Here is a 21,100-nt window from a genome sequence, read left to right on the forward strand (position 1 = left end):
GGCGCCGGCGCCCCCGCGGACCCACCGCGCGGGGCGCCGTCCCCGTGCCGCCCCGCGCGGGGCGGCGGCCGGCTACTGCGCGCCCGGCCGCACCAGGCCGCTCTCGTACGCGTACACCGCCGCCTGCACCCGGTCCCGCAGGCCCAGCTTCGTCAGCACGTGGCCCACGTGCGTCTTCACCGTCGTCTCCGACACGAACAGGTCCGCCGCGATCTCCGCGTTCGACAGCCCCCGAGCCACCAGCTTCAGCACCTCCACCTCGCGCTCCGTCAAGGTGTTCAGCGCGTCCGGCACCGGCTCGTCCCCCGACGGCAGGTGCCCCGCGTACTTGTCCAGCAGCCGCCGCGTGATGCTCGGCGCCAGCATCGCCTCGCCGGCCGCCACCACCCGGATCGCCTGCACCAGCTCGTTCGCCGGGGCGTCCTTCAGCAGGAACCCGCTCGCCCCCGCCCGCAGCGCCTCCACCACGTACTCGTCCAGGTCGAACGTGGTCAGCACCAGCACCTTCGCCGGCCCGTCCCGCCCCGGCCCCGTGATCTGCCGCGTCGCCTCCACCCCGTCCATCCGGGGCATCCGGACGTCCATCAGCACCACGTCCGGCTGGAGCGCCCGCACCTGTTCGAGCGCCTGTAGGCCGTCCCCGGCCTCACCCACCACCGCGAGGTCCTGCTCCGCCTCCAGAATCATCCGGAAACCGGTACGCAGCAGCGGCTGGTCGTCGACCAGTAGGACGCGGATGGCCACGGGCACTCCTTAAGGGATCGCTGGACCCGGCCCATTCTGCCCCGACCCGGCCGGTCGCACCGGCAGCGGGTAGACCGGGGGAGTCCCCCCGAACTCGGGACAGAACGCCTGGTGGTCGCACCAGCCGCACAGCTTCGTCGGCCGCGGCCGCCAGTCGCCCGTCTCCGTCGCCTCCCGGATCGCCTCCCACAGCGCCAGCAGCTTCCGCTCCACCCGCCGCAGGTCCGCCATCACCGGGTCGTACGTCACCACGTCGCCGCTGCCCAGGTACACCAGCTGCAGCCGCCGCGGCAGCACCCCCTTCAGCCGCCACACGACCAGCGCGTAGAACGTCATCTGGAACAGCGCGGCGTCCCCGTACTCCGGACGCGGCGCCTTGCCCGTCTTGTAGTCGACGATCCGCACCTCGCCCGACGGCGCCACGTCGACCCGGTCGATCACGCCCCGCAGCCGCAGCCCCGACTCCAGCTCCGCCTCCACGAACAGCTCCCGCTCCGCCGGCTCCAGCCGCGTCGGGTCCTCCAGCGTGAACCACCGCTCGACCAGGTCCTCGGCCTCCCGCAGCCAGCGCGCCAGCCGCTGCCCGTCCGCGTCGTCCTCGAACAGCGACGCCAGCTCCGGACGCGCCTCCAGCAGCCGGTCCCACTGCCCGGGGACCATCGCCCGTGCCTTCGGAACCGTACGCTCCGCCGCCGGGTCGTCGAAGAGGCGCTCCAGCACCGCGTGCACCAGCGTGCCCCGCGTCGCCGCCGGGCTCGGCTTCTCCGGCAGCTTGTCGATCACCCGGAACCGGTACAGCAGCGGACACTGCATGAAGTCGCCGGCACGGGACGGCGAGAGCGACACGGGCGCCTGCGGACTCGAAGTCATGACTCAGACCCTACGACCCGCCACCGACAGCCGTCGGCATACCATCGACGGCAGACCACCGCACACCGCGTGATCGAGCGGGAGACGCCCCACCACCCCCACGCCGAAGGGAACCCGTGAACCAGGACGACGAGAGCGGCGAGGGCACGCGCCCGCGGTCCGAGCCCGCCGCAGACGCCCCCGGCCCCGACAGGAAGCGCCGCGCCGACGGGCCCGGCGGCGGCCTGCTCATGGGCCGGATCTTCGGCGTGCCCGTCTACGTCGCCCCCAGCTGGTTCCTCGTCGCCGCCCTCATCACCTGGGTCTTCGGCGGCCAGCTCGACCGCGTCCTGCCCGAGCTGGGCAGCGCCCGCTACCTGGTCTCGCTGTTCTTCGCCGTCGCCTTCTACGCCTCGGTCCTCGTCCACGAGCTCGCCCACACCGTCGCCGCGCTCCGCTTCGGGCTCCCGGTCCGCCGCATCCAGCTCCAGTTCTTCGGCGGCGTCTCCGAGATCGAGAAGGAGTCCGAGACCCCGGGCCGCGAATTCGTCCTCGCCTTCGTCGGCCCCTTCCTCTCCCTCCTGCTCGCCGGCGTCTTCTACGCCGGCCTGCACGCCGTCGAGCCCGGCACGGTCCCCGGCGTCCTCCTCGCCGGCCTGATGATCTCCAACCTGATCGTCGCCGCCTTCAACTTCCTGCCCGGCCTCCCCCTCGACGGCGGACGCATGCTCCGCGCCGTCGTCTGGAAGGTCACCGGCAACCCCATGAGCGGCACCGTCGCCGCCGCCTGGGTCGGCCGCGCCCTCGCCGTCGCCGTCCTCGTCGGCCTGCCCCTGCTCACCCAGACCGGCGCCCTCGGCGACACCGGCGACCTCAACGGCATGGACACGGTCATGGACGCGCTCCTCGCCGCCATCCTCGCCGCGATCATCTGGACCGGCGCCGGCAACAGCCTCCGCATGGCCCGCCTCCGCGAACGCCTCCCCGACCTGCGGGCCCGCGCCCTCACCCGCCGCGCCGTCCCCGTACCCCCCGACACCCCCCTCTCCGAGGCGCTCCGCCGCGCCAACGAGGCCGGCGCCCGCGCCCTCGTCGTCGTCGACGGCCAGGGCGAGCCGACCGCCCTCGTCCGCGAGGCCGCCATCGTCGGCGTCCCCCAGCACCGCCGCCCCTGGGTCGCCGTCAGCGGCCTCGCCCAGGACCTCACGGACGGCATGCGGGTCCCCGCCGACCTCGCCGGCGAAGCCCTCCTCGACAAGCTCCGCGAGACCCCCGCCACCGAGTACCTCGTCGTCGAGGACACCGGCGAGGTGTACGGCGTGCTGTCCACCGCCGACGTCGAGCGCGCCTTCGTCCAGGCCATGGCCCGCCCGGGCACCACTCCCCGCTGACCTCGGCCCCGGCACCGTGGTCGGGGCCCCCGCCACCGCCGGGTACCCTGGTCACATGTCCGAACCGACCGGTGCCGCCCGCCGTCGCGGGCCCTTCAAGGTCGGGGACCAGGTCCAGCTCACCGACCCCAAGGGACGCCACTACACGTTCACGCTCGAGGCCGGGAAGAACTTCCACACCCACAAGGGTTCCTTCCCGCACGACGAGCTGATCGGCGCCCCCGAGGGCAGTGTTGTCCGTACCACGGGAAACGTCGCCTACCTCGCGCTGCGCCCCCTGCTCCCCGACTACGTCCTGTCCATGCCCCGCGGGGCCGCAGTCGTCTACCCGAAGGACGCGGGCCAGATCCTCGCCTTCGCCGACATCTTCCCCGGCGCCCGCGTCGTGGAGGCCGGCGTCGGCTCGGGCTCGCTCAGCAGCTTCCTGCTCCGCGCCATCGGCGACAGCGGCATGCTCCACTCCTACGAGCGCCGCGAGGACTTCGCGGAGATCGCCAAGGCGAACGTGGAGCGCTACTTCGGCGGCCCCCACCCCGCCTGGCAGCTCACCGTCGGCGACCTCCAGGACAACCTCACCGACACCGACGTCGACCGCGTCATCCTGGACATGCTCGCCCCCTGGGAGTGCCTGGAGGCGGTCTCCAAGGCCCTCGTCCCCGGCGGCATCCTCTGCTGCTACGTCGCGACGACCACCCAGCTCGCCCGGACCGTCGAGTCCATCCGCGAGATCGGCTGCTACGCCGAGCCGCAGCCCTGGGAGTCGATGATCCGCAACTGGCACGTCGAGGGCCTGGCCGTCCGCCCGGACCACCGCATGATCGGTCACACGGGCTTCCTCGTGACCGCCCGGCGTCTCGCGGACGGCGTCGAGCCGCCCATGCGCCGCCGCCGCCCCGCCAAGGGCGCCTACGGCGAGGACTACGAAGGCCCCAACAAGGGCTGACCCCCACCCGCAACACGGCGGCGCCGCCGAGGAGTTCCCCCGCCGGACGGGAAACTCCCCGGCGGTGCCGCCGCGTTCACCCGAGCGGCGCACGACGCCCGTACCCGCCGACCGACATGGCGGCCACCCCCCCGGTTCCGGGCACCTGTGACGTGTGGCACGATGCTGGCCACTCCCGGCGGCGCCACCCACCGCCACCGCACGACCACAGGAGACAGCCCGCGTGCAGACCTCCGCCGTCCCGGACCTCGCGCACACCCACGCCCGCCCCGCGCACTGGCTCGCGACCGCCGCCGCCACGGCCTGCGTCATCGCCCTGGCCGGCCTCGTACAGCCCGGCCCGGCCCTCGCCACCGACCCCGCGGCGCCTGCCCGACCGGCCTCCGCCGCCGGCGCCCCCGCCCCCGACGCGGCCACCGCGACCTACCCGCTGACCTGCGCCGGAGCCCCCACGGTCGTGCCCAGGACGGCCACCGGCGACCTGGACGGCGACGGCCGGCCCGAGACCGTCGCCGCGGCCCACTGCCAGGCCGGTTCCGGCACCCCTCCCCACGGCCTGTACGTCCTCACCCGCGGGGCCGGAGGGACCGGGGCCGCCCGCGTCGTGGCGACCCTCGTCGACCCCGCGGACGCCCTCTCCGTCGGCGACCTCGCCGTGCGTGACGGCGTCGTCATGGCGACCCTGCTCGGCTACTCGTCCCCCGACGTCCCCCGTTGCTGCCCCGACGAGCGCGAGGCCGCCGAATGGCGGTGGTCCGGCGGCGCGTTCCTCCGCGCCACCGCCACCCACGGCTGACGGACGGCTACTCGGCGTCCGGGCCGTACACCTCGACCCTGTCCGAAACCCGCCGTACGTGAATGCAGTCGCCGGGGCACTCCTTGGCCGAGTCCACCACGTCCTGCAGCAGCGGCAGCGGCACCGGCGTGGTCGCGCCCGGCTCCTGGAGCAGTTCGTCGTCGGCGCTCTTGACGTAGGCCAGTCCGTCGATGTCGAGCTCGAACACCTCGGGCGCGTACTGGGCGCAGATCCCGTCCCCGGTACAGAGATCCTGGTCGATCCAGACCTCCAGAGCCTCTCCGGCGGCCGTGGTGGGGGCCTCGTGCTGCGCGGTCATATGCCCTGCCGTTTCCTGCCTCGGGTGAAGCGTCGAGAAGTAAGTCCGGCCCGCCCTGACGGGTGTTGGCCACTGACGACGATACAACCGGCCGCTTTCCGATGTTGATGGGTGGGTATTCCCTTGAGGTGGGGGAGAGCGCAAGGGTGAAGATCGGACACACCTCGAGAGTCTTTGTGATCTAGGGGTTTCAATCTCCACCCACGCAGGTAGGGTCTGGAAGCGTCCAGCTCCCCTTGGAGGAGGTGAGGACCGTGGCAGCCCACGACGACGACATCAACCGCGGCATCCGGCCGGGGCGGGGGTCTGATGACCCCGCCGGCCAGGTTGCCTATCTCGAGCAGGAAATCGCCGTCCTGCGACGCAAGCTCGCCGACTCTCCGCGACACACGAGGATTCTCGAAGAGCGGATCGTCGAGCTGCAGACCAACCTGGCCGGCGTGTCCGCGCAGAACGAGCGGCTCGCCAACACACTCCGTGAGGCCCGCGACCAGATCGTGGCCCTCAAGGAGGAGGTCGACCGCCTTGCCCAGCCACCGGCCGGCTTCGGCGTCTTCCTGCAGGCCAACGAGGACGGCACGTGCGACATCTTCACCGGTGGCCGCAAGCTCCGCGTGAACGTCAGCCCCAGCGTCGAGCTCGACCAGCTCCAGCGGGGCCAGGAAGTCATGCTCAACGAAGCGCTCAACGTGGTCGAGGCCATGGAGTTCGAGCGCGCCGGGGACATCGTCACCCTCAAGGAGATCCTCGAGGACGGCGAGCGCGCCCTGGTCATCGGCCACACCGACGAGGAACGAGTCGTACGGCTCGCCGAGCCCCTGCTGGACGTCACCATCCGGCCCGGCGACGCCCTCCTGCTCGATCCCCGATCCGGCTACGTCTACGAGGTCATCCCCAAGAGCGAGGTCGAGGAACTCGTCCTCGAAGAGGTCCCGGACGTCGACTACGACAAGATCGGCGGCCTGGGCAACCAGATCGAACTGATCCGCGACGCGGTCGAGCTCCCGTACCTCTACCCCGACCTCTTCAAGGAGCACGAGCTCCGGCCCCCGAAGGGCATCCTGCTGTACGGCCCGCCCGGCTGCGGCAAGACGCTCATCGCCAAGGCCGTCGCCAACTCCCTTGCGAAGAAGGTCGCCGAGGTCACCGGGCAGCCCGCCGGCAAGAGCTACTTCCTCAACATCAAGGGCCCGGAGCTCCTCAACAAGTACGTCGGCGAGACCGAGCGGCACATCCGCCTGGTCTTCCAGCGGGCCCGCGAGAAGGCGTCGGAGGGCACCCCCGTCATCGTCTTCTTCGACGAGATGGAGTCCCTCTTCCGCACCCGCGGCTCCGGCGTCAGCTCGGACGTGGAGAACACCATCGTCCCGCAGCTGCTCGCCGAGATCGACGGTGTCGAAGGACTCGAGAACGTCATCGTCATCGGCGCCTCCAACCGTGAGGACATGATCGACCCGGCGATCCTCCGCCCCGGCCGCCTCGATGTGAAGATCAAGATCGAGCGCCCGGACGCCGAGGCCGCCAAGGACATCTTCGCCAAGTACCTCACCCCGTCGCTGCCGCTCCACGCGGACGACCTCGCCGAGCACAACGGCTCCAAGGAGGCCGCGGCGCAGGCCATGATCCAGTCGGTCGTGGAGCAGATGTACGCGGAATCCGAGGAGAACCGGTTCCTGGAGGTCACGTACGCCAACGGCGACAAGGAAGTCCTGTACTTCAAGGACTTCAATTCCGGTGCGATGATCCAGAACATCGTCGACCGGGCGAAGAAGATGGCCATCAAGGCGTACCTCGACCAGAACCAGAAGGGCATCCGCGTCTCCCACCTCCTCCAGGCGTGCGTGGACGAGTTCAAGGAGAACGAGGACCTGCCCAACACCACCAACCCGGACGACTGGGCCCGCATCTCCGGAAAGAAGGGCGAGCGGATCGTCTTCATCCGCACCCTCGTCACCGGAAAGCAGGGCGCGGACACCGGGCGCTCCATCGACACGGTGGCGAATACCGGCCAGTACCTGTAGGAGCGCGCAGAACCGGCTGCGGATGTCCCCGGACCCCGGAAGGGGAGGACATCCGCAGCCGGCTGCGTTCCACGGGATACCGCCAGATACGGACCACACCGGAGCAATGACACAATTGATCTCCCCCCCAGCGCAAAGGCGCTCTAGGCTCATCCGTACCGCCGAATCGCGCAGTGCGGGGTCGGGCACCGCACACGCATCGGAGAACCGGTACTCGGGCGCCGTTCCCGCGCGGGGACGGCGCCGGGCAAGGAGGGCCGCATGACCGTACGGCGAGTAATGGGCATCGAGACGGAGTACGGGATCTCCGTCCCCGGTCACCCGAACGCCAATGCCATGCTCACCTCGTCCCAGATCGTCAACGCCTACGCGGCGGCGATGCACCGGGCGCGCCGCGCCCGCTGGGACTTCGAGGAGGAGAACCCGCTGCGGGACGCCCGCGGCTTCGACCTCGCCCGCGAGGCCGCCGACTCCAGCCAGCTCACCGACGAGGACATCGGCCTCGCCAACGTCATCCTGACCAACGGCGCCCGCCTCTACGTGGACCACGCCCACCCGGAGTACAGCGCCCCCGAGGTCACCAACCCCCGCGACGCCGTCCTGTGGGACAAGGCCGGCGAGCGGATCATGGCCGAGGCCGCCGAACGGGCCGCCCAGCTCCCCGGCGCCCAGCCCATCCACCTCTACAAGAACAACACCGACAACAAGGGCGCCTCTTACGGCACGCACGAGAACTACCTGATGAAGCGGGAGACCCCCTTCTCGGACATCGTGCGCCACCTCACGCCCTTCTTCGTCTCCCGCCAGGTCGTCACCGGCGCCGGCCGCGTCGGCATCGGCCAGGACGGCCAGGAGCACGGCTTCCAGATCAGCCAGCGCGCGGACTACTTCGAGGTCGAGGTCGGGCTGGAGACGACACTCAAACGGCCCATCATCAACACGCGCGACGAGCCGCACGCCGACGCCGAGAAGTACCGCCGCCTCCACGTGATCATCGGCGACGCGAACCTCTCGGAGATCTCCACCTACCTGAAGCTCGGCACGACCGCGCTCGTCCTGTCGATGATCGAGGACGGCTTCATCACCGTCGACCTCGCCCTCGACCAGCCCGTGCGCACGCTCCACCAGGTCTCGCACGACCCGACGCTCCAGCGGCTGATCACGCTCCGCAACGGCCGGACGCTGACCGCCGTACAACTCCAGATGGAGTACTGCGAGCTCGCGCGCAAGTACGTCGAGAACCGTTTCGGCTCCGACGCGGACGAGCAGACCGTGGACGTCCTCGCCCGCTGGGAGGACACGCTCGGCCGGCTGGAGAGCGACCCCATGAGCCTCGCCGGCGAACTGGACTGGGTGGCGAAGCTGGAGCTCATGGAGGGGTACCGGCGCCGCGACCGCCTCGGCTGGGACGCCGCGCGCCTCCACCTCGTGGACCTCCAGTACGCCGACGTGCGCCCCGAGAAGGGCCTGTACAACCGTCTGGCGGCCCGCGGGCGCATGCGGCGCCTCCTGGACGAGGCGGACGTGGAGCGGGCCGAGAGGCAGCCTCCGGAGGACACGAGGGCCTACTTCCGCGGCCGCTGCCTGGAGCAGTACGCGGACGACGTGGCGGCGGCGTCCTGGGACTCGGTGATCTTCGACCTCCCCGGCCGCGACTCCCTGCAGCGGGTGCCCACGCTGGAGCCGCTGCGGGGGACCCGGGAGCACGTGAAGGAGCTCCTGGACCGCTGCCGCACGGCCGAGGAGCTGGTCCGGGTCCTTTCGGGCGGCTGAGAAGCGCTTCAAGGGGCCACCGCAGGGAATCATGGAAGTGGCCCCGGACGTCGAGAAAGACAGGGCCGATGTCAGACCGGGCTTGTAGGGTCTGATCTTGAGACACCTGACCAAGCGGGCAATCCGAGCGGGGTGAGGGATATGGCGACCAAGGACACCGGCGGCGGCCAGCAGAAGGCCACGCGCTCCACCGAAGAGGTCGAGGACCAGGCGCCCGAGGCGCAGGCCTCGGAGGACCTCAAGGAGCGCCACGAGAAGCTGAGCGACGACGTGGACTCCGTCCTGGACGAGATCGACGACGTGCTGGAGGAGAACGCCGAGGACTTCGTGCGTTCCTTCGTGCAAAAGGGCGGCCAGTAAGGCCGTCTGACCTTCGAATCACAAGCGGGGGTCGGTGAGAGAGACGGGGGGCGAGGCGCCGCGCGCGGTGCGGCGAGGACGGGCCGCGCGCGGCGTCCGCCTGCGGAGGGCCGGGCGCCCCGGATCCGGACGGAAGGCGTCCCCCGGGGGGCCGTACGGCGCCACCGGGGGCCGCGCCCGCCGGGGAGCGGGGCGGGTCCGCGCGGCCGGTCCGGCCGCGTCCCCGCAGCATGTGGATCACCGCCGCGGTGCGGGTAAGGTCCGTGGCGTACTGTGCTTCAACTGCAATTCGGTCATCGGCAAGCTGACAGATGGCCCCAGCGTCATCAGGCGGGCCGCCGCACACGTGGAGGGGAACTCGTGGAAGCCAACACCCGTAGCACCGGGCGTCTACCAGCTGCCTTCCTGACGCCCGGATCCTCGTCCTTCATGGACTTCCTGGCCGAGCACTCGCCGGAACTGCTGCCCGGGCGCCGGACGCTGCCCGCCGTGCAGGGCGCGATCGAGGTCCCGCACGGTACGACGATCGTCGCCGCCACGTTCCCCGGGGGCGTGGTCCTCGCCGGCGACCGGCGCGCCACCATGGGCAACATGATCGCGCAGCGCGACATCGAGAAGGTCTTCCCGACCGACGAGTACTCGGCCGTGGGCATCGCCGGTACGGCGGGCCTCGCCGTGGAGATGGTCAAGCTGTTCCAGCTGGAGCTGGAGCACTTCGAGAAGGTCGAGGGCACCCAGCTCTCCCTGGAGGGCAAGGCGAACCGGCTCTCCACGATGATCCGCGGCAATCTGGGCATGGCCATGCAGGGCCTGGCCGTGATCCCGCTGTTCGCCGGCTGGGACGTGGACCGCGAGAAGGGTCGGATCTTCTCGTACGACGTCACGGGCGGCCGCTCCGAGGAGCAGGGGTACGCGGCGACGGGTTCGGGCTCGCTGTTCGCGCGCGGGTCGATGAAGAAGCTCTACCGCGAGGACCTCACCGAGCAGCAGGCCCTGACGCTGGTGGTGCAGGCGCTGTACGACGCGGCGGACGACGACTCGGCGACGGGCGGGCCGGACGTGGCGCGCCGGATCTACCCGATCGTCACGGTGATCACGGAGGACGGTTTCCGCCGGCTGACGGAGGCGGAGGCGTCGGACGTGTCGCGTGCCGTGCTGGAGCGCCGGATGGACCAGCCGGACGGCCCGCGCGCCGAGCTGCTCTGATGTTCTCGCCACTGACAGAAAGGGACGGATAGCCGGTGTCGACGCCGTTCTATGTCTCACCCCAGCAGGCCATGGCCGACCGGGCGGAATACGCCCGCAAGGGCATCGCGCGGGGCCGGAGCCTTGTTGTGATGCAGTACGCCGACGGCATCGTCTTCGTCGGCGAGAACCCGTCCCGCGCGCTGCACAAGTTCAGCGAGATCTACGACCGGATCGGTTTCGCCGCGGCCGGCAAGTACAACGAGTACGAGAACCTGCGGATCGGCGGTGTGCGCTACGCGGACCTGCGGGGTTACACCTACGACCGCGACGACGTGACGGCGCGCGGGCTGGCGAACGTGTACGCGCAGACGCTCGGCACGATCTTCTCCAGCGCGGGGGAGAAGCCGTACGAGGTGGAGCTGGTCGTCGCCGAGGTGGGGACGTCGCCGGAGGGCGACCAGATCTACCGGCTGCCGCACGACGGCTCGATCGTGGACGAGCACGGTTCGGTGGCCGTCGGCGGCAACGCCGAGCAGATCGGCAGCTTCCTGGACCAGCGGCACCGCGACGGGATGTCGCTGGCGGAGGCGCTGAAGCTGGCGGTGCAGGCCCTGTCGCGGGACACGAGCGGCAGCGAGCGGGAGATCCCCGCGGAGCGCCTGGAGGTGGCCGTGCTGGACCGCACGCGTCCGCAGTCGCGCAAGTTCAAGCGGATCGTGGGCCGGCAGCTGGCGCGACTGCTGGCGGCGCAGGAGCCGGCGACGGCTCCGACGGACGCCGCGGGCGACGAGGCCGAGGACCCGGAGGGCTCCGAGGAGTAACCGCCGCGTCCGGTGGCTTGCGAGCCCCGGTCCGCCTCACGGGGCGGGCCGGGGCTTTCGCGTGTCAGGAGCGCGGCGGCGGGGCGGTGGAGGCCCGGACGCGCAGGGCGACGGGCAGGTCGCCGCGGGGCGGCGTGCGGCCGTCGAGGACGGCGAGGAGGGCCTCCATGCCGCGTTCCCCGACCCGTTCGGCGGGGAGGCCGACGGTGGTGAGCTCGGGTTCGACGGCGGTGGCGAGGGCGAGGTCGTCGAAGCCGGTGACGGACACGTCCTCGGGGACGCGCAGGCCGAGGCGGCGCGCGGCCTTGCAGGCGCCGGCGGCGATGAGGTCGTCGTCGCAGACGAGGGCGGTGGGGCGGGGCCCGGGCGCGGCCAGGGCGCGGGTGGCGGCTTCGCGGGCACCGGCCACGTCGAGGGGGGCGGGGACCGTGCGCACGGTGGTGCCGGGGCGGTCGCCGAGGGCGGCGGCGAGCGCCGTGGCGCGGACGTCGAAGGTCCAGGACGGCACGGCGGACGCGAGGTGGACGAAGCGGCGGTGCCCGAGGGCGAGGAGATGATCCGTCACCTGGCGCATGCCGTCGGCGATGTCGAGGTTGACCCGGGCGGCACAGTCCTGGTCGGCCGGGTCGCTGTCGAGCATGACGAGCGGCAGGTCGGTGCCGCGGAAGGCGTCCAGGGCGTCGGTGGCCATGGAGGAGGCGATGACGCCGTCGAGGGCGGCGCGGGCGGAGGCGAAGGGGTCCTTGGCGGGGCCGGTGCCCTGGGGGGAGGGGTAGAGGACCACGCCGAAGTCGTGGCGGGCGGCGACGGCGGAGGCACCGGCGTAGACGCGCGCGAAGAACTCGTTGGTGAGGGCGGGGACGACCAGGAGCGCGGTGCGGGTGCGGCCGAGGCGGAGGCTGCGGGCGGCGAGGTTGGGGCGGTAGCCGAGCCGGCGGGCCGTGTCGCGGACGAGCCCGGCGGTGCGCTCGGAGACGCGGCCGCGCCACTTGTCGCCGAGGACGAGGGAGACGGTGGCCTGCGAGACGCCGGCGGCGCTGGCGACGTCGCGGCTGGTGGGGCGGGGCCCGCCGAGTGGTTCCGGGGCCTTCACGCGCGTCCGCCTCCGTGGGTTCGTCCGGGGCCGCCGCACGGTGCGGGGCGGCCGGTCAGGGGTGCGCGGGTGGACCCGCGGCTGCCGACATGGTACGTATGACGCAGGACGTTATACGTAAAACCCCGGCGGAGCGCCGGGAGGAGGAGCAGGCGATGGCTGCGTCGGGCGGCGGGTACGCCGACATACTCAGGGCTCCGCACGCGCTGCGGCTGCTGGTCGGCACGCTGGTCGGCCGGCTTCCCAACGGCACGGCGCACATCGCGATCGCGCTGTTCACCCGGGCGGAGGGCGGCGGCTACAGCCTCGCGGGCGGGCTCGCCGCCGCGTACGGGCTGGCGACGGCGGCGGGGCAGCCGCTGCTGGGGCGGGCCGTCGACCTGCGCGGGCAGCCCCGCGTGCAGCTCCCGGCGGCCCTCCTCTCGGCGCTGGGCATGGTGTGGCTGGCGGCGGCCGGGATCGGGTCGCTGCCGGTGGCGTTCGCGGCGGTGGTCGTGGCCGGCTTCTTCACGCCGCCCCTGGAGGGCGGCCTGCGGGCGCTGTGGCCGAGCGTCCTGGGCCGCGAGGACCGGGTGCACCGCGCGTACGCCCTGGACGCCGTGGCGCAGGAGGTCATGTTCACGGTCGGCCCGCTGCTGGTGACCGTACTGGTGTGGCTGTGGTCGCCGGCGGCCGCGCTGCTGGTGGTCAACGCCGTGGGCGTCCTGGGCGCCCTGTCGGTGGTCGCGTCGGCCCCTTCGCGCGCGTGGCGTTCGGAGCCGCGCGAGGCGCACTGGCTGGGCGCGCTGCGGTCGCGCGGGCTGCTCGCGCTGCTGGGGGCGTTCTTCTTCGTGGGCCTGGCGCTGGGCTCGATCACGGTTGCGGCGCTGGCGTACGCGGACCTCCACGGGGGCGACGCGGTGTACGGGGCGCTGATGGCGGCGCTGGGGCTGGGCGCGCTGGCCGGCGGGCTGGTGTACGGAGCGCGGCCGTGGGCGGGGGAGCCCGAGGCGCGGCTGCGGGTGCTGGTGGGGCTGCTGGCCCTGGGCTACCTGCCGCTGGCGCTGGCGCCCGGCGTGGTGGCGATGACGGCGCTGGCGGCCGTGTCGGGCGTCTTCCTGGCGCCGGCCCTCGCCTGCGCGTTCGTCGTCGTGGACCGGCACGCGCTGCGCGGCACGGTGACGGAGGCGTTCTCCTGGCTGGTGACGACGTTCGGGGTCGGCACGGCGGCGGGGACGGCCGTGGCGGGCCCGGCGGTCGAGCTGGCGGGCGTGCCGTGGAGCTTCGGCGCGGCCGGGGCCGGGGGAGCGGCGGCCCTGCTGGTGCTGCTGGCGACCCGGCGGGCCCTGGCCCTCCCGGCGGCCACGGCGGGGCCGGAAGCGGGAGAAGCGGTAGGTGTATCGGAAAATGATCGAAACGGTACCGTCGAACCCGGTTTCAGCGGGGGCCGTCAGGCGTAATGTTCTGTCATGGACCGCCGCATTTTCGGGCTGGAGAACGAGTACGGCGTCACGTGCACGTTCAGGGGACAGCGCCGACTGTCTCCTGACGAAGTGGCGCGCTACCTCTTCCGCCGTGTCGTGTCATGGGGCCGCAGCAGCAACGTCTTTCTGCGGAACGGCGCCCGCCTCTACCTCGACGTGGGTTCGCATCCGGAATACGCGACGCCGGAATGCGACAACGTGACCGAGCTGGTCACGCACGACAAGGCGGGCGAGCGCATTCTCGAAGGTCTGCTCGTGGACGCCGAACGCCGCCTGCACGAGGAGGGAATCGCGGGCGACGTCTACCTGTTCAAGAACAACACCGACTCGGCGGGAAACTCCTACGGCTGCCACGAGAACTACCTCGTGGCGCGGCACGGGGAGTTCTCGCGCCTCGCGGACATCCTCATCCCGTTCCTCGTCACCCGCCAGCTCCTGTGCGGCGCGGGCAAGGTGCTGCAGACCCCGCGCGGCGCCGTGTACTGCGTGAGCCAGCGCGCGGAGCACATCTGGGAGGGCGTCAGCTCGGCGACGACCCGCTCCCGGCCGATCATCAACACGCGGGACGAGCCGCACGCCGACGCCGAGCGGTACCGGCGGCTGCACGTCATCGTCGGCGACTCGAACATGTCGGAGACGACGATGCTGCTGAAGGTCGGCGCGACCGACCTGGTGCTGCGGATGATCGAGGCCGGGACGGTCATGCGGGACCTCACCCTGGAGAACCCGATCCGGGCGATCCGCGAGGTCAGCCACGACATCACCGGCCGGCGCAAGGTCCGCCTGGCCAGCGGCCGCGAGGCGTCCGCGCTGGAGGTGCAGCGCGAGTACTACGAGAAGGCCGCCGACTTCGTCGACCGGCGGGGCATCCGCACGGGCACGGTGGCGCAGGTCCTGGAGCTGTGGGGCCGCACGCTGGAGGCGATCGAGACGGAGGACCTGGACCGGATCGGCACCGAGATCGACTGGGTCATGAAGTACAAGCTGCTGGAGCGGTACCGGGCCAAGCACAACATGACCATGTCGCACCCGAGGATCGCGCAGATAGACCTCGCGTACCACGACATCCACCGCCGGCGGGGCCTGTACTACCTGCTGGAGAAGAAGGGGCAGGCGGCCCGCGTCTGCAACGACCTGAAGATCTTCGAGGGGAAGTCGGTCCCGCCGCAGACCACCCGGGCGCGGCTGCGGGGCGACTTCATCCGGCGCGCGCAGGAGCAGCGCCGGGACTTCACGGTGGACTGGGTGCACCTGAAGCTGAACGACCAGGCGCAGCGCACGGTGCTGTGCAAGGACCCGTTCCGGTCGGTCGACGACCGGGTGGAGAAGCTCATCGCCGGGATGTGAGCGCGCCCCGGCGCCACGGGCCCCGCACCGGCCGTCCGGTGCGGGGCCCGACGCGTGGGGCCCCGCACCCCGGCGGGGGGAACGCCGAAGGGCGGCGCGTACGTTCCTCGTGCGGCACCTCCCGCACGCCGTAGAGTGGCGCGCACCCAACCGCAAGATCGACCCCCGACCAGATACGAGGCTTCCCGTGCGTCGTCGCTCCCTCCTCCTCGCCGTGCCCGCCGGCCTGCTCACCCTGTCGGCCTGCGGCGACGACAAGTCAGACCAGGACAAGGACCAGGTCGCCGAGAGCCCGTCGGCGTCGGCGTCGGAGTCGGGCGCGTCCGCGAAGATCGTGGACGGACCGCTGCCCGCCATCACGGACGGCGCCGCGTTCGGCGAGAAGCCGACCATCGCCAAGGGCTCCGGCAAGCCGTCCGCCGACCTGGCCGTGAAGACGGTCATCGCCGGTTCCGGCACGCCGGTCGCCGAGGGCGACTACGTCAGGGCGCACTACCTGGGCCAGATCTGGGACACCGCGAAGGTCTTCGACAACTCGTACGACCGCAAGCAGCCCCTCGTCATCCAGCTCCAGCAGGGCGCGGTCATCGACGGCTGGCGCCTCGGCCTGACCGGCAAGAAGACGAAGAGCCGCGTCGAGATGGCCGTCCCGCCGGCCCTGGGCTACGGCTCCGAGGGCCGCGGCGACATCAAGGGCACGGACACGATGGTCTTCGTCATCGACATCGAGGAGACCTTCAACGGCAAGTCCTCCGCCAAGGGCAAGGAGGTCCCGCAGGACGACGCGGCCCTGCCCGAGGTCGGGACGAACACGGACGGCAAGGCACCCGCGATCACCGTCCCGAAGGCCGCCGCGCCGAAGAAGCTCGTCGCGAAGTACGTCCTGGAGGGCGACGGCGAGGAGGTGCAGCCCACCGACAAGCTGCTGCTCCAGTACAAGGGCGTGCTGTGGAACGGCGGCAAGGAGTTCGACTCCAGCTACTCCCGCCAGCAGCTCGCCGCCTTCCCGCTCCAGCAGCTCATCAAGGGCTGGCAGGAGGGCCTCGCCGGCAAGAAGGTCGGCAGCCGCGTCATGCTGGTCGTGCCCCCGGACAAGGGCTACGGCGACCAGGCGTCCGGTGAGATCCCGGCCAACTCCACCCTGGTCTTCACGCTCGACATCCTGGCGAAGATGTAAGACTGTGCGGGTTGTGCACAAACGATCAACAGGAGCACTGACGTGAGCATCGACAAGCCCGAGGTCGACTTCCCGGGCGGCGAGCCGCCGGCGGATCTCGAGGTCAAGGACATCTGGGTCGGCGAAGGCGCCGAGGCCAAGGCCGGCGACATGGTGAAGGTCCACTACGTCGGTGTGTCCTTCTCCTCCGGCGAGGAGTTCGACGCCTCCTGGAACCGCGGCACGCCGCTGCAGTTCCAGCTCGGCGTCGGCCAGGTCATCCCCGGCTGGGACCAGGGCGTCCAGGGCATGAGGGTCGGCGGTCGCCGCCAGCTGATCATCCCGCCGCACCTGGCCTACGGGGACCGCGGCGCCGGCGGCAAGATCAAGCCGGGCGAGACGCTGATCTTCGTCTGCGACCTCGTCGCGGTCTGATCCAGCCGTCCGCCGCGCCCCGCGCGGCGGAACCGGGCCGAGGGCCCGCACCCACCGGGCGCGGGCCCTCACCCGTCCCGCCCCGCGCCGGGTGCGCGGGACCCGAACGGGCGGCGACTTTGGCCACACGCGCCCGGAGCGGTACGGTCATCGGGCGATAGGGACTCCATACGAAGAGGTGCTGGGCGTCGATGGCCATTGCCAAGGCCGAGCGGCTGATGAATCTCGCGCTGTGCCTGCTGGGCACGCGGCGGCCGCTCAGCAAGCGCGAGCTGCGCGGCTCCATCGAGGCGTACGTCGAGGCGTTCGGCCCCGGTGACGGCGGCCCCTCCCCGGCCGACGACTCCTTCAACCGCATGTTCGAGCGCGACAAGGACGACCTGCGCGAGCTCGGGCTGGTCATCGAGACCGTCGAGAACCTGGACGGCGAGACCGGCTACCTCGCCCGCCGCGACTCCAACCGCCTCCCGCCCATCCAACTGGACGCCGAGGAGGCCGCCGCCCTCGGCCTCGCCGCCAAGGTCTGGCAGCAGGCCCGCCTCGCCGGAGCCGCCAGCGGCGCCCTGCAGAAGCTGCGCGCCGCCGGCATGCCCGAGGCGGAGGACCCGTACGACGACCGGCCCGGCGCCCTCGAACCGCGCATCCCGGTCCGCGAGGCCGCCTTCGAACCGCTGATGCTCGCCTGCCGCGACCGCCGGCCCGTCGTCTTCGAGTACCGCAAGTCCAACGCCGCCCGCGCCGAGACCCGGCACGTCGAGCCGTGGACCCTGGAGTGCTGGCGCGGCCACTGGTACCTCGCCGGCTGGGACCGGGACCGCGGCGCCGAGCGCGTCTTCCGGCTCTCCCGCATTACCGGCAAGGTCCGCTCCCGCGCCGGCGCCTTCACCGCGCCCGTCCCGGACGTGTCCACCGTCCGCGAGGCCGTGGAGCGCTGGGCCGGCGAGAGCGCCACCCGCACGGCGCTGATCCGGCTGCGCGCCGACTGCGGCTACCCGCTGCGCGCCCGCGCGCTGAGCGTGCGGGAGTGCGGCGACGGCTGGGACGAGCTGGAGATCCCGTACGGGCACGGCCTGGACGCCTGGCTCGTCGAGTTCGGCCCCGACGTCGTCGTGCAGGGGCCCGCGGACCTGCGCGCCGACGTGGTGGACCGGCTGCGCGCCGTCGCCAAGGGCAGCTGACCGGCAGAGGCTGAAGGAAGCCGAAGGAAGCCGAAGGAAACGGACGGACGAGCGAGCGATGGCCCCCAACGCGATCGACCAGACCAGGCGGATGCTCTCCCTGGTGACCTACCTGCGGGAACGCCCCGGCGCCCACGTCGGGGACGTGGCCCGCGCCTTCGGCATCACCGAGGCCGAGCTGATCGCCGACCTCGACGTCCTGCCCATGTGCGGCACCAGCTTCCGCGGCGGCGACCTGCTCGACATCGACACCGACGGCGAGCAGATCTGGTGGCACAACCCCGACGACGTGGCCGAACCGCTGCGCATCGCCGCGGACGAGGCCACCGCCCTGCTCGTCGCCGCCCGCGCCGTCGCCACCCTCCCCGGACTGCGGGAGAGCGACCGCGATGCCCTGCTGCGGGCCACCGCCAAACTGGAGGCCGCCGCCGGGGAGGCGGCCGGCGCCAGCTCCCGGCTGTCGGTCACCTTCGAGTCCGAGGGCGGCGTCTTCGCCGAGGTCGACCGGGCCATCTCCGAGCGGCGCCGGCTCTGGCTGCGCTACTACTCCCCGGCGCGCGACGAGCTGACGGAGCGTGAGGTCGACCCGATCCGGCTGTTCGCCGTCGGCCACACGTACATGGAGGCGTGGTGCCGGCTCTCCGAGGCCCGGCGGACCTTCCGCCTCGACCGGGTGGCGGAGATCCGGATCCTCGACGAGCCGTCCGCGCCCCCGGAGATCGAGCTGCGCGACCTGTCCGAGGGGCTCGTCCAGCCCTCCGCCGACGACCCCGAGGTCGTCGTCGAGGTCGGTCCCGGCGGTCGCTGGGTCGCCGAGTACTACCCGCACGACAGCGCCGAGGAACTGCCCGACGGCGGGCTGCGCATCACCCTGCGCACCCCCGACCCGGCCTCGCTGCGGCGGCTCGCCCTGCGCCTCGGGCGCGACGGGCGCATCACCGCCCCGGAGGCGCTCGCCGAGAGCGCGCGCCGCGCGGCGCGGGAGGCGCTCGCCGCCTACGGCGTCCAGGACTGACGCCGCGTCCAGGAGTGACGCCGCGTCCGGGACCGGGACCACGCGCCGGGACCGCGCCGCACCGGAAGAGGAGAGGAAAGCCATGGGGGACAGGGGAGACACGCCTTCGCCGCCCGGCGTCCCGCAGGCGCGCCGCCCGGTCCTCTTCAAGGCGGCCTGCCCCGAGTGCCGAGCCCGGTTCGAACTGCCCCCGAACTCCCTGCGGCTGGCCATCGGCGCCAGCCGGCGCACCACCTTCTACTCCTTCACCTGCCCCGAGTGCGGCTCCGCGGTCCGCAAGCCCGCCGGGGAGCGGATCGTCGAACTCCTCACCGGCGGCGGGGTGCGGACGCTGCGGCTCCACTCCACCGTCTGACAGGTCTAGGCTCTGTCCATGTTCTGGCCCATGCTCGCCGTCGCCCTGGGGTTCCTCGGGATCGCCGTCCTCGGCGCCCTCGGTGTCCGGGTGTTCATCGAGGCCCAGCGCCTCGGCCGTCAAGTGACGCGCACCACACAGCGGATCAACAGTGCCGCGGAGGAACTGGAGAGGGCCGCCGTCGGCCTCGCGCGGAGCGGCGACGCCCTGCCGCACCGCCGGCCCCCGGCCGACGCGCCCCGCACACCACCCCGGTAACCCCTCGCACCAGGGGTACGCCGGGGGATTGCCCCGTGTTTACCCGTGAGGGTTACGATGAATGCCCGCGCGGGCGGCCCGCAGGGTCATGCGTCCGCACCGCTCCGGTTCAGGACCTCGGTTCAGAAGGTAGGGAAACATGGGTCAGGTCGGTATCTGGCATCTGGCCATCGTCGTGGGGATCTTCGTGCTGCTGTTCGGCGCGAAGAAGCTGCCGGAGGTCGCCCGTTCGCTGGGCAAGTCCGCCCGCATCCTCAAGAGCGAGGCCGCCGCCATGAAGAACGACGGCGCCGCCAAGGACGACGCGTCCCAGGCCGGCACCGCCGAGCAGACCGCCGCGCCCAGGACCATCCAGGCCGCTCCCGGTGACGTCGCGTCCGCCCGCCCTGTGGAGGAGCCCAAGCGGACCGCCCAGGGCTGACGCTCCGGGCGCGCGGTTCACGGTTCACCACAGGCACACGGGTGGCCGCCCGGACGGCCGGCCACCCTCCGAGATAAGGACGTGGGTTGCTCAAGTCTGCCCGCAAGAAGCCCAAGGACCCCGAGGGGCGGATGCCCCTCGTCGATCATCTGCGCGAGCTCCGCAACCGGCTGGTCAAGTCCCTGCTGGCCTTCATCCCGCTGATGATCGTGGCGCTGTTCTTCTCCAAGGACATCGCCGAGTTCCTGAGCTCCCCCGTGCCCCGGTGCGCGAGCGAGCTGGATCCGGCCGCGCGGGCCGGCAAGTGCGCCGTGCTCTCGCAGATCGGCATCACGTCCCCGTTCACCACGTACGTCAAGGTCGGCATCATGGCCGGCCTCGTGGCGTCCGCCCCGGTCTGGCTGTACCAGTTGTGGGCGTTCATCGCGCCGGGCCTGCACAAGAACGAGAAGAAGTACGCGATCTCCACGGTCGCGATCGGCACGCCGCTGTTCCTCGCCGGCGGCTACCTCGCGTACTGGGTCCTCCCGCACGCGGTGCCGCTGCTGCTCAGCTTCAGCGTCGACGGCTCGGTGAACTACATCACCGTCGACGACATGATCGGCATGACCATCAAGCTGGTCCTCGCCTTCGGCCTCGCCTTCCAACTGCCCCTGCTGCTCATCCTGCTCAACATGGGCGGCGTGGTCAGCGGTGCGCGGATGCTCGGCTGGTGGCGCGGCATGGTCATGGGCATCGCGATCTTCGCGGCGATCGTCACGCCCACCGACCCGCTGTCCATGATCGTGCTCCAGGTGCCGCTCACGGCGCTGTACTTCGCGGCCGTCGGCTTCGCCCTGCTCAACGACCGCCGCCGGCGCCGGCAGCAGGGACCCGAACTGGACGACGACGAGGCGTCCAGCCTCGACCTCACGCCCGAGCCGATCGCCCCCGTCGAACCCGTCGCCGCGCCCGCCCTGCCCGAGCAGGCCGGCGGGGACGTCGAGGCCACCCCGGCCCGGCGCGTCAACGGCTACGACGACGTCACCTGAGCCCCCGCACCCGAACGGCGAACGGCCGACCGCGCACGCGCAGCGCGGTCGGCCGTTCACCGTACGCAGCCGTGGAACACGCCGTCCGCGCAGCCGTGGAACACGCCGTTCGCGACCCGTCGATGAACGCCTGAACAAGGTCG

The 21,100-nt window shown here is 72.0% G+C and carries 23 protein-coding genes; 19 read left to right on the forward strand and 4 right to left on the reverse strand.

Annotated elements, in window-relative coordinates; translation table 11 throughout:
* Nucleotides 1–72: 72 nt before the first annotated feature.
* Both RND61_RS18790 and RND61_RS18795 read right to left on the reverse strand, forming a co-directional pair.
* Nucleotides 73–744: a response regulator gene (locus tag RND61_RS18790; RefSeq protein ID WP_189537148.1), complete on the reverse strand. Its 672-nt coding sequence runs from the start codon at nt 742–744 to the stop codon at nt 73–75.
* A gap of 9 nt (nt 745–753) precedes the next feature.
* On the reverse strand, nt 754–1,614 hold the full coding sequence (locus RND61_RS18795; protein WP_315879154.1) for a RecB family exonuclease: 861 nt from the start codon (nt 1,612–1,614) through the stop codon (nt 754–756).
* 116 nt (nt 1,615–1,730) lie between these two features.
* Between RND61_RS18795 and RND61_RS18800 the strand changes: the two genes are divergently transcribed.
* From RND61_RS18800 to RND61_RS18810, 3 genes are all read left to right on the forward strand, one after another.
* Nucleotides 1,731–2,984, forward strand: a complete 1,254-nt coding sequence (locus RND61_RS18800) for a site-2 protease family protein (protein WP_315879155.1) — start codon at nt 1,731–1,733, stop codon at nt 2,982–2,984.
* A 55-nt stretch (nt 2,985–3,039) separates the two neighbouring features.
* Complete coding sequence (locus RND61_RS18805; protein ID WP_315879156.1) at nt 3,040–3,927, forward strand: tRNA (adenine-N1)-methyltransferase; 888 nt, start codon at nt 3,040–3,042, stop codon at nt 3,925–3,927.
* Between the two features lie 223 nt (nt 3,928–4,150).
* Nucleotides 4,151–4,723 (forward strand): hypothetical protein, encoded by a 573-nt coding sequence (locus RND61_RS18810; RefSeq protein WP_315879157.1) that lies wholly within the window; start codon nt 4,151–4,153, stop codon nt 4,721–4,723.
* A gap of 7 nt (nt 4,724–4,730) precedes the next feature.
* On the opposite strand, the gene RND61_RS18815 is transcribed toward RND61_RS18810, so the two are convergent.
* Nucleotides 4,731–5,042, reverse strand: coding sequence for a ferredoxin (locus RND61_RS18815; protein ID WP_315879158.1), 312 nt, complete (start codon nt 5,040–5,042; stop codon nt 4,731–4,733).
* 254 nt (nt 5,043–5,296) lie between these two features.
* Here RND61_RS18815 and arc point away from each other — a divergent pair, with 254 nt between their 5' ends.
* The 6 genes from arc (at nt 5,297) to prcA (ending at nt 11,205) form a co-directional block, all read left to right on the forward strand.
* Nucleotides 5,297–7,063, forward strand: a complete 1,767-nt coding sequence (gene arc, locus RND61_RS18820; protein WP_315879159.1) for a proteasome ATPase — start codon at nt 5,297–5,299, stop codon at nt 7,061–7,063.
* Between the two features lie 261 nt (nt 7,064–7,324).
* Nucleotides 7,325–8,836, forward strand: a complete 1,512-nt coding sequence (dop, locus tag RND61_RS18825) for a depupylase/deamidase Dop (RefSeq protein ID WP_315879160.1) — start codon at nt 7,325–7,327, stop codon at nt 8,834–8,836.
* Nucleotides 8,837–8,977: 141 nt separating this feature from the next.
* A complete protein-coding gene (locus tag RND61_RS18830) occupies nt 8,978–9,196 on the forward strand; it encodes a ubiquitin-like protein Pup (protein WP_023589517.1) in 219 nt (72 codons plus the stop codon).
* Nucleotides 9,197–9,428: 232 nt separating this feature from the next.
* The gene (locus RND61_RS18835) at nt 9,429–9,605 is read left to right on the forward strand and encodes an endonuclease domain-containing protein (protein WP_315879161.1); all 177 of its coding nucleotides are present in this window, start codon (nt 9,429–9,431) and stop codon (nt 9,603–9,605) included.
* A complete protein-coding gene (prcB, locus tag RND61_RS18840) occupies nt 9,557–10,402 on the forward strand; it encodes a proteasome subunit beta (RefSeq protein ID WP_315879162.1) in 846 nt (281 codons plus the stop codon). Before RND61_RS18835 ends, prcB begins: the two co-directional genes overlap by 49 nt.
* Before the next feature lie 35 nt (nt 10,403–10,437).
* Nucleotides 10,438–11,205 (forward strand): proteasome subunit alpha, encoded by a 768-nt coding sequence (gene prcA / locus RND61_RS18845; RefSeq protein WP_315879163.1) that lies wholly within the window; start codon nt 10,438–10,440, stop codon nt 11,203–11,205.
* 64 nt (nt 11,206–11,269) lie between these two features.
* Here prcA and RND61_RS18850 read toward each other — a convergent pair whose 3' ends face one another.
* Entirely contained in the window at nt 11,270–12,298 is a 1,029-nt protein-coding gene (locus tag RND61_RS18850) for a LacI family DNA-binding transcriptional regulator (protein WP_315879164.1), read from the reverse strand.
* A gap of 155 nt (nt 12,299–12,453) precedes the next feature.
* On the opposite strand from RND61_RS18850, the gene RND61_RS18855 reads away from it, so the two are divergent.
* From RND61_RS18855 to tatC, 10 genes are all read left to right on the forward strand, one after another.
* Complete coding sequence (locus tag RND61_RS18855; RefSeq protein ID WP_315879234.1) at nt 12,454–13,737, forward strand: MFS transporter; 1,284 nt, start codon at nt 12,454–12,456, stop codon at nt 13,735–13,737.
* A gap of 9 nt (nt 13,738–13,746) precedes the next feature.
* Nucleotides 13,747–15,108, forward strand: a complete 1,362-nt coding sequence (gene pafA / locus RND61_RS18860; RefSeq protein WP_315879165.1) for a Pup--protein ligase — start codon at nt 13,747–13,749, stop codon at nt 15,106–15,108.
* 187 nt (nt 15,109–15,295) lie between these two features.
* Nucleotides 15,296–16,285 (forward strand): FKBP-type peptidyl-prolyl cis-trans isomerase, encoded by a 990-nt coding sequence (locus RND61_RS18865; protein ID WP_315879166.1) that lies wholly within the window; start codon nt 15,296–15,298, stop codon nt 16,283–16,285.
* Nucleotides 16,286–16,327: 42 nt separating this feature from the next.
* Nucleotides 16,328–16,699 (forward strand): FKBP-type peptidyl-prolyl cis-trans isomerase, encoded by a 372-nt coding sequence (locus tag RND61_RS18870; RefSeq protein WP_315879167.1) that lies wholly within the window; start codon nt 16,328–16,330, stop codon nt 16,697–16,699.
* 191 nt (nt 16,700–16,890) lie between these two features.
* Nucleotides 16,891–17,877, forward strand: a complete 987-nt coding sequence (locus RND61_RS18875) for a helix-turn-helix transcriptional regulator (RefSeq protein ID WP_315879168.1) — start codon at nt 16,891–16,893, stop codon at nt 17,875–17,877.
* Between the two features lie 58 nt (nt 17,878–17,935).
* On the forward strand, nt 17,936–18,892 hold the full coding sequence (locus RND61_RS18880; RefSeq protein ID WP_315879169.1) for a helix-turn-helix transcriptional regulator: 957 nt from the start codon (nt 17,936–17,938) through the stop codon (nt 18,890–18,892).
* A gap of 82 nt (nt 18,893–18,974) precedes the next feature.
* The gene (locus tag RND61_RS18885; RefSeq protein WP_315879170.1) at nt 18,975–19,247 is read left to right on the forward strand and encodes a hypothetical protein; all 273 of its coding nucleotides are present in this window, start codon (nt 18,975–18,977) and stop codon (nt 19,245–19,247) included.
* Between the two features lie 18 nt (nt 19,248–19,265).
* The gene (locus tag RND61_RS18890; RefSeq protein WP_315879171.1) at nt 19,266–19,505 is read left to right on the forward strand and encodes a hypothetical protein; all 240 of its coding nucleotides are present in this window, start codon (nt 19,266–19,268) and stop codon (nt 19,503–19,505) included.
* A 139-nt stretch (nt 19,506–19,644) separates the two neighbouring features.
* Nucleotides 19,645–19,926, forward strand: a complete 282-nt coding sequence (gene tatA, locus RND61_RS18895) for a Sec-independent protein translocase subunit TatA (protein ID WP_315879172.1) — start codon at nt 19,645–19,647, stop codon at nt 19,924–19,926.
* 86 nt (nt 19,927–20,012) lie between these two features.
* On the forward strand, nt 20,013–20,957 hold the full coding sequence (tatC, locus tag RND61_RS18900) for a twin-arginine translocase subunit TatC (protein ID WP_315879173.1): 945 nt from the start codon (nt 20,013–20,015) through the stop codon (nt 20,955–20,957).
* Nucleotides 20,958–21,100 lie beyond the last annotated feature (143 nt).

This window comes from Streptomyces tamarix, assembly GCF_032423885.1.
Classification (GTDB): domain Bacteria; phylum Actinomycetota; class Actinomycetes; order Streptomycetales; family Streptomycetaceae; genus Streptomyces; species Streptomyces tamarix.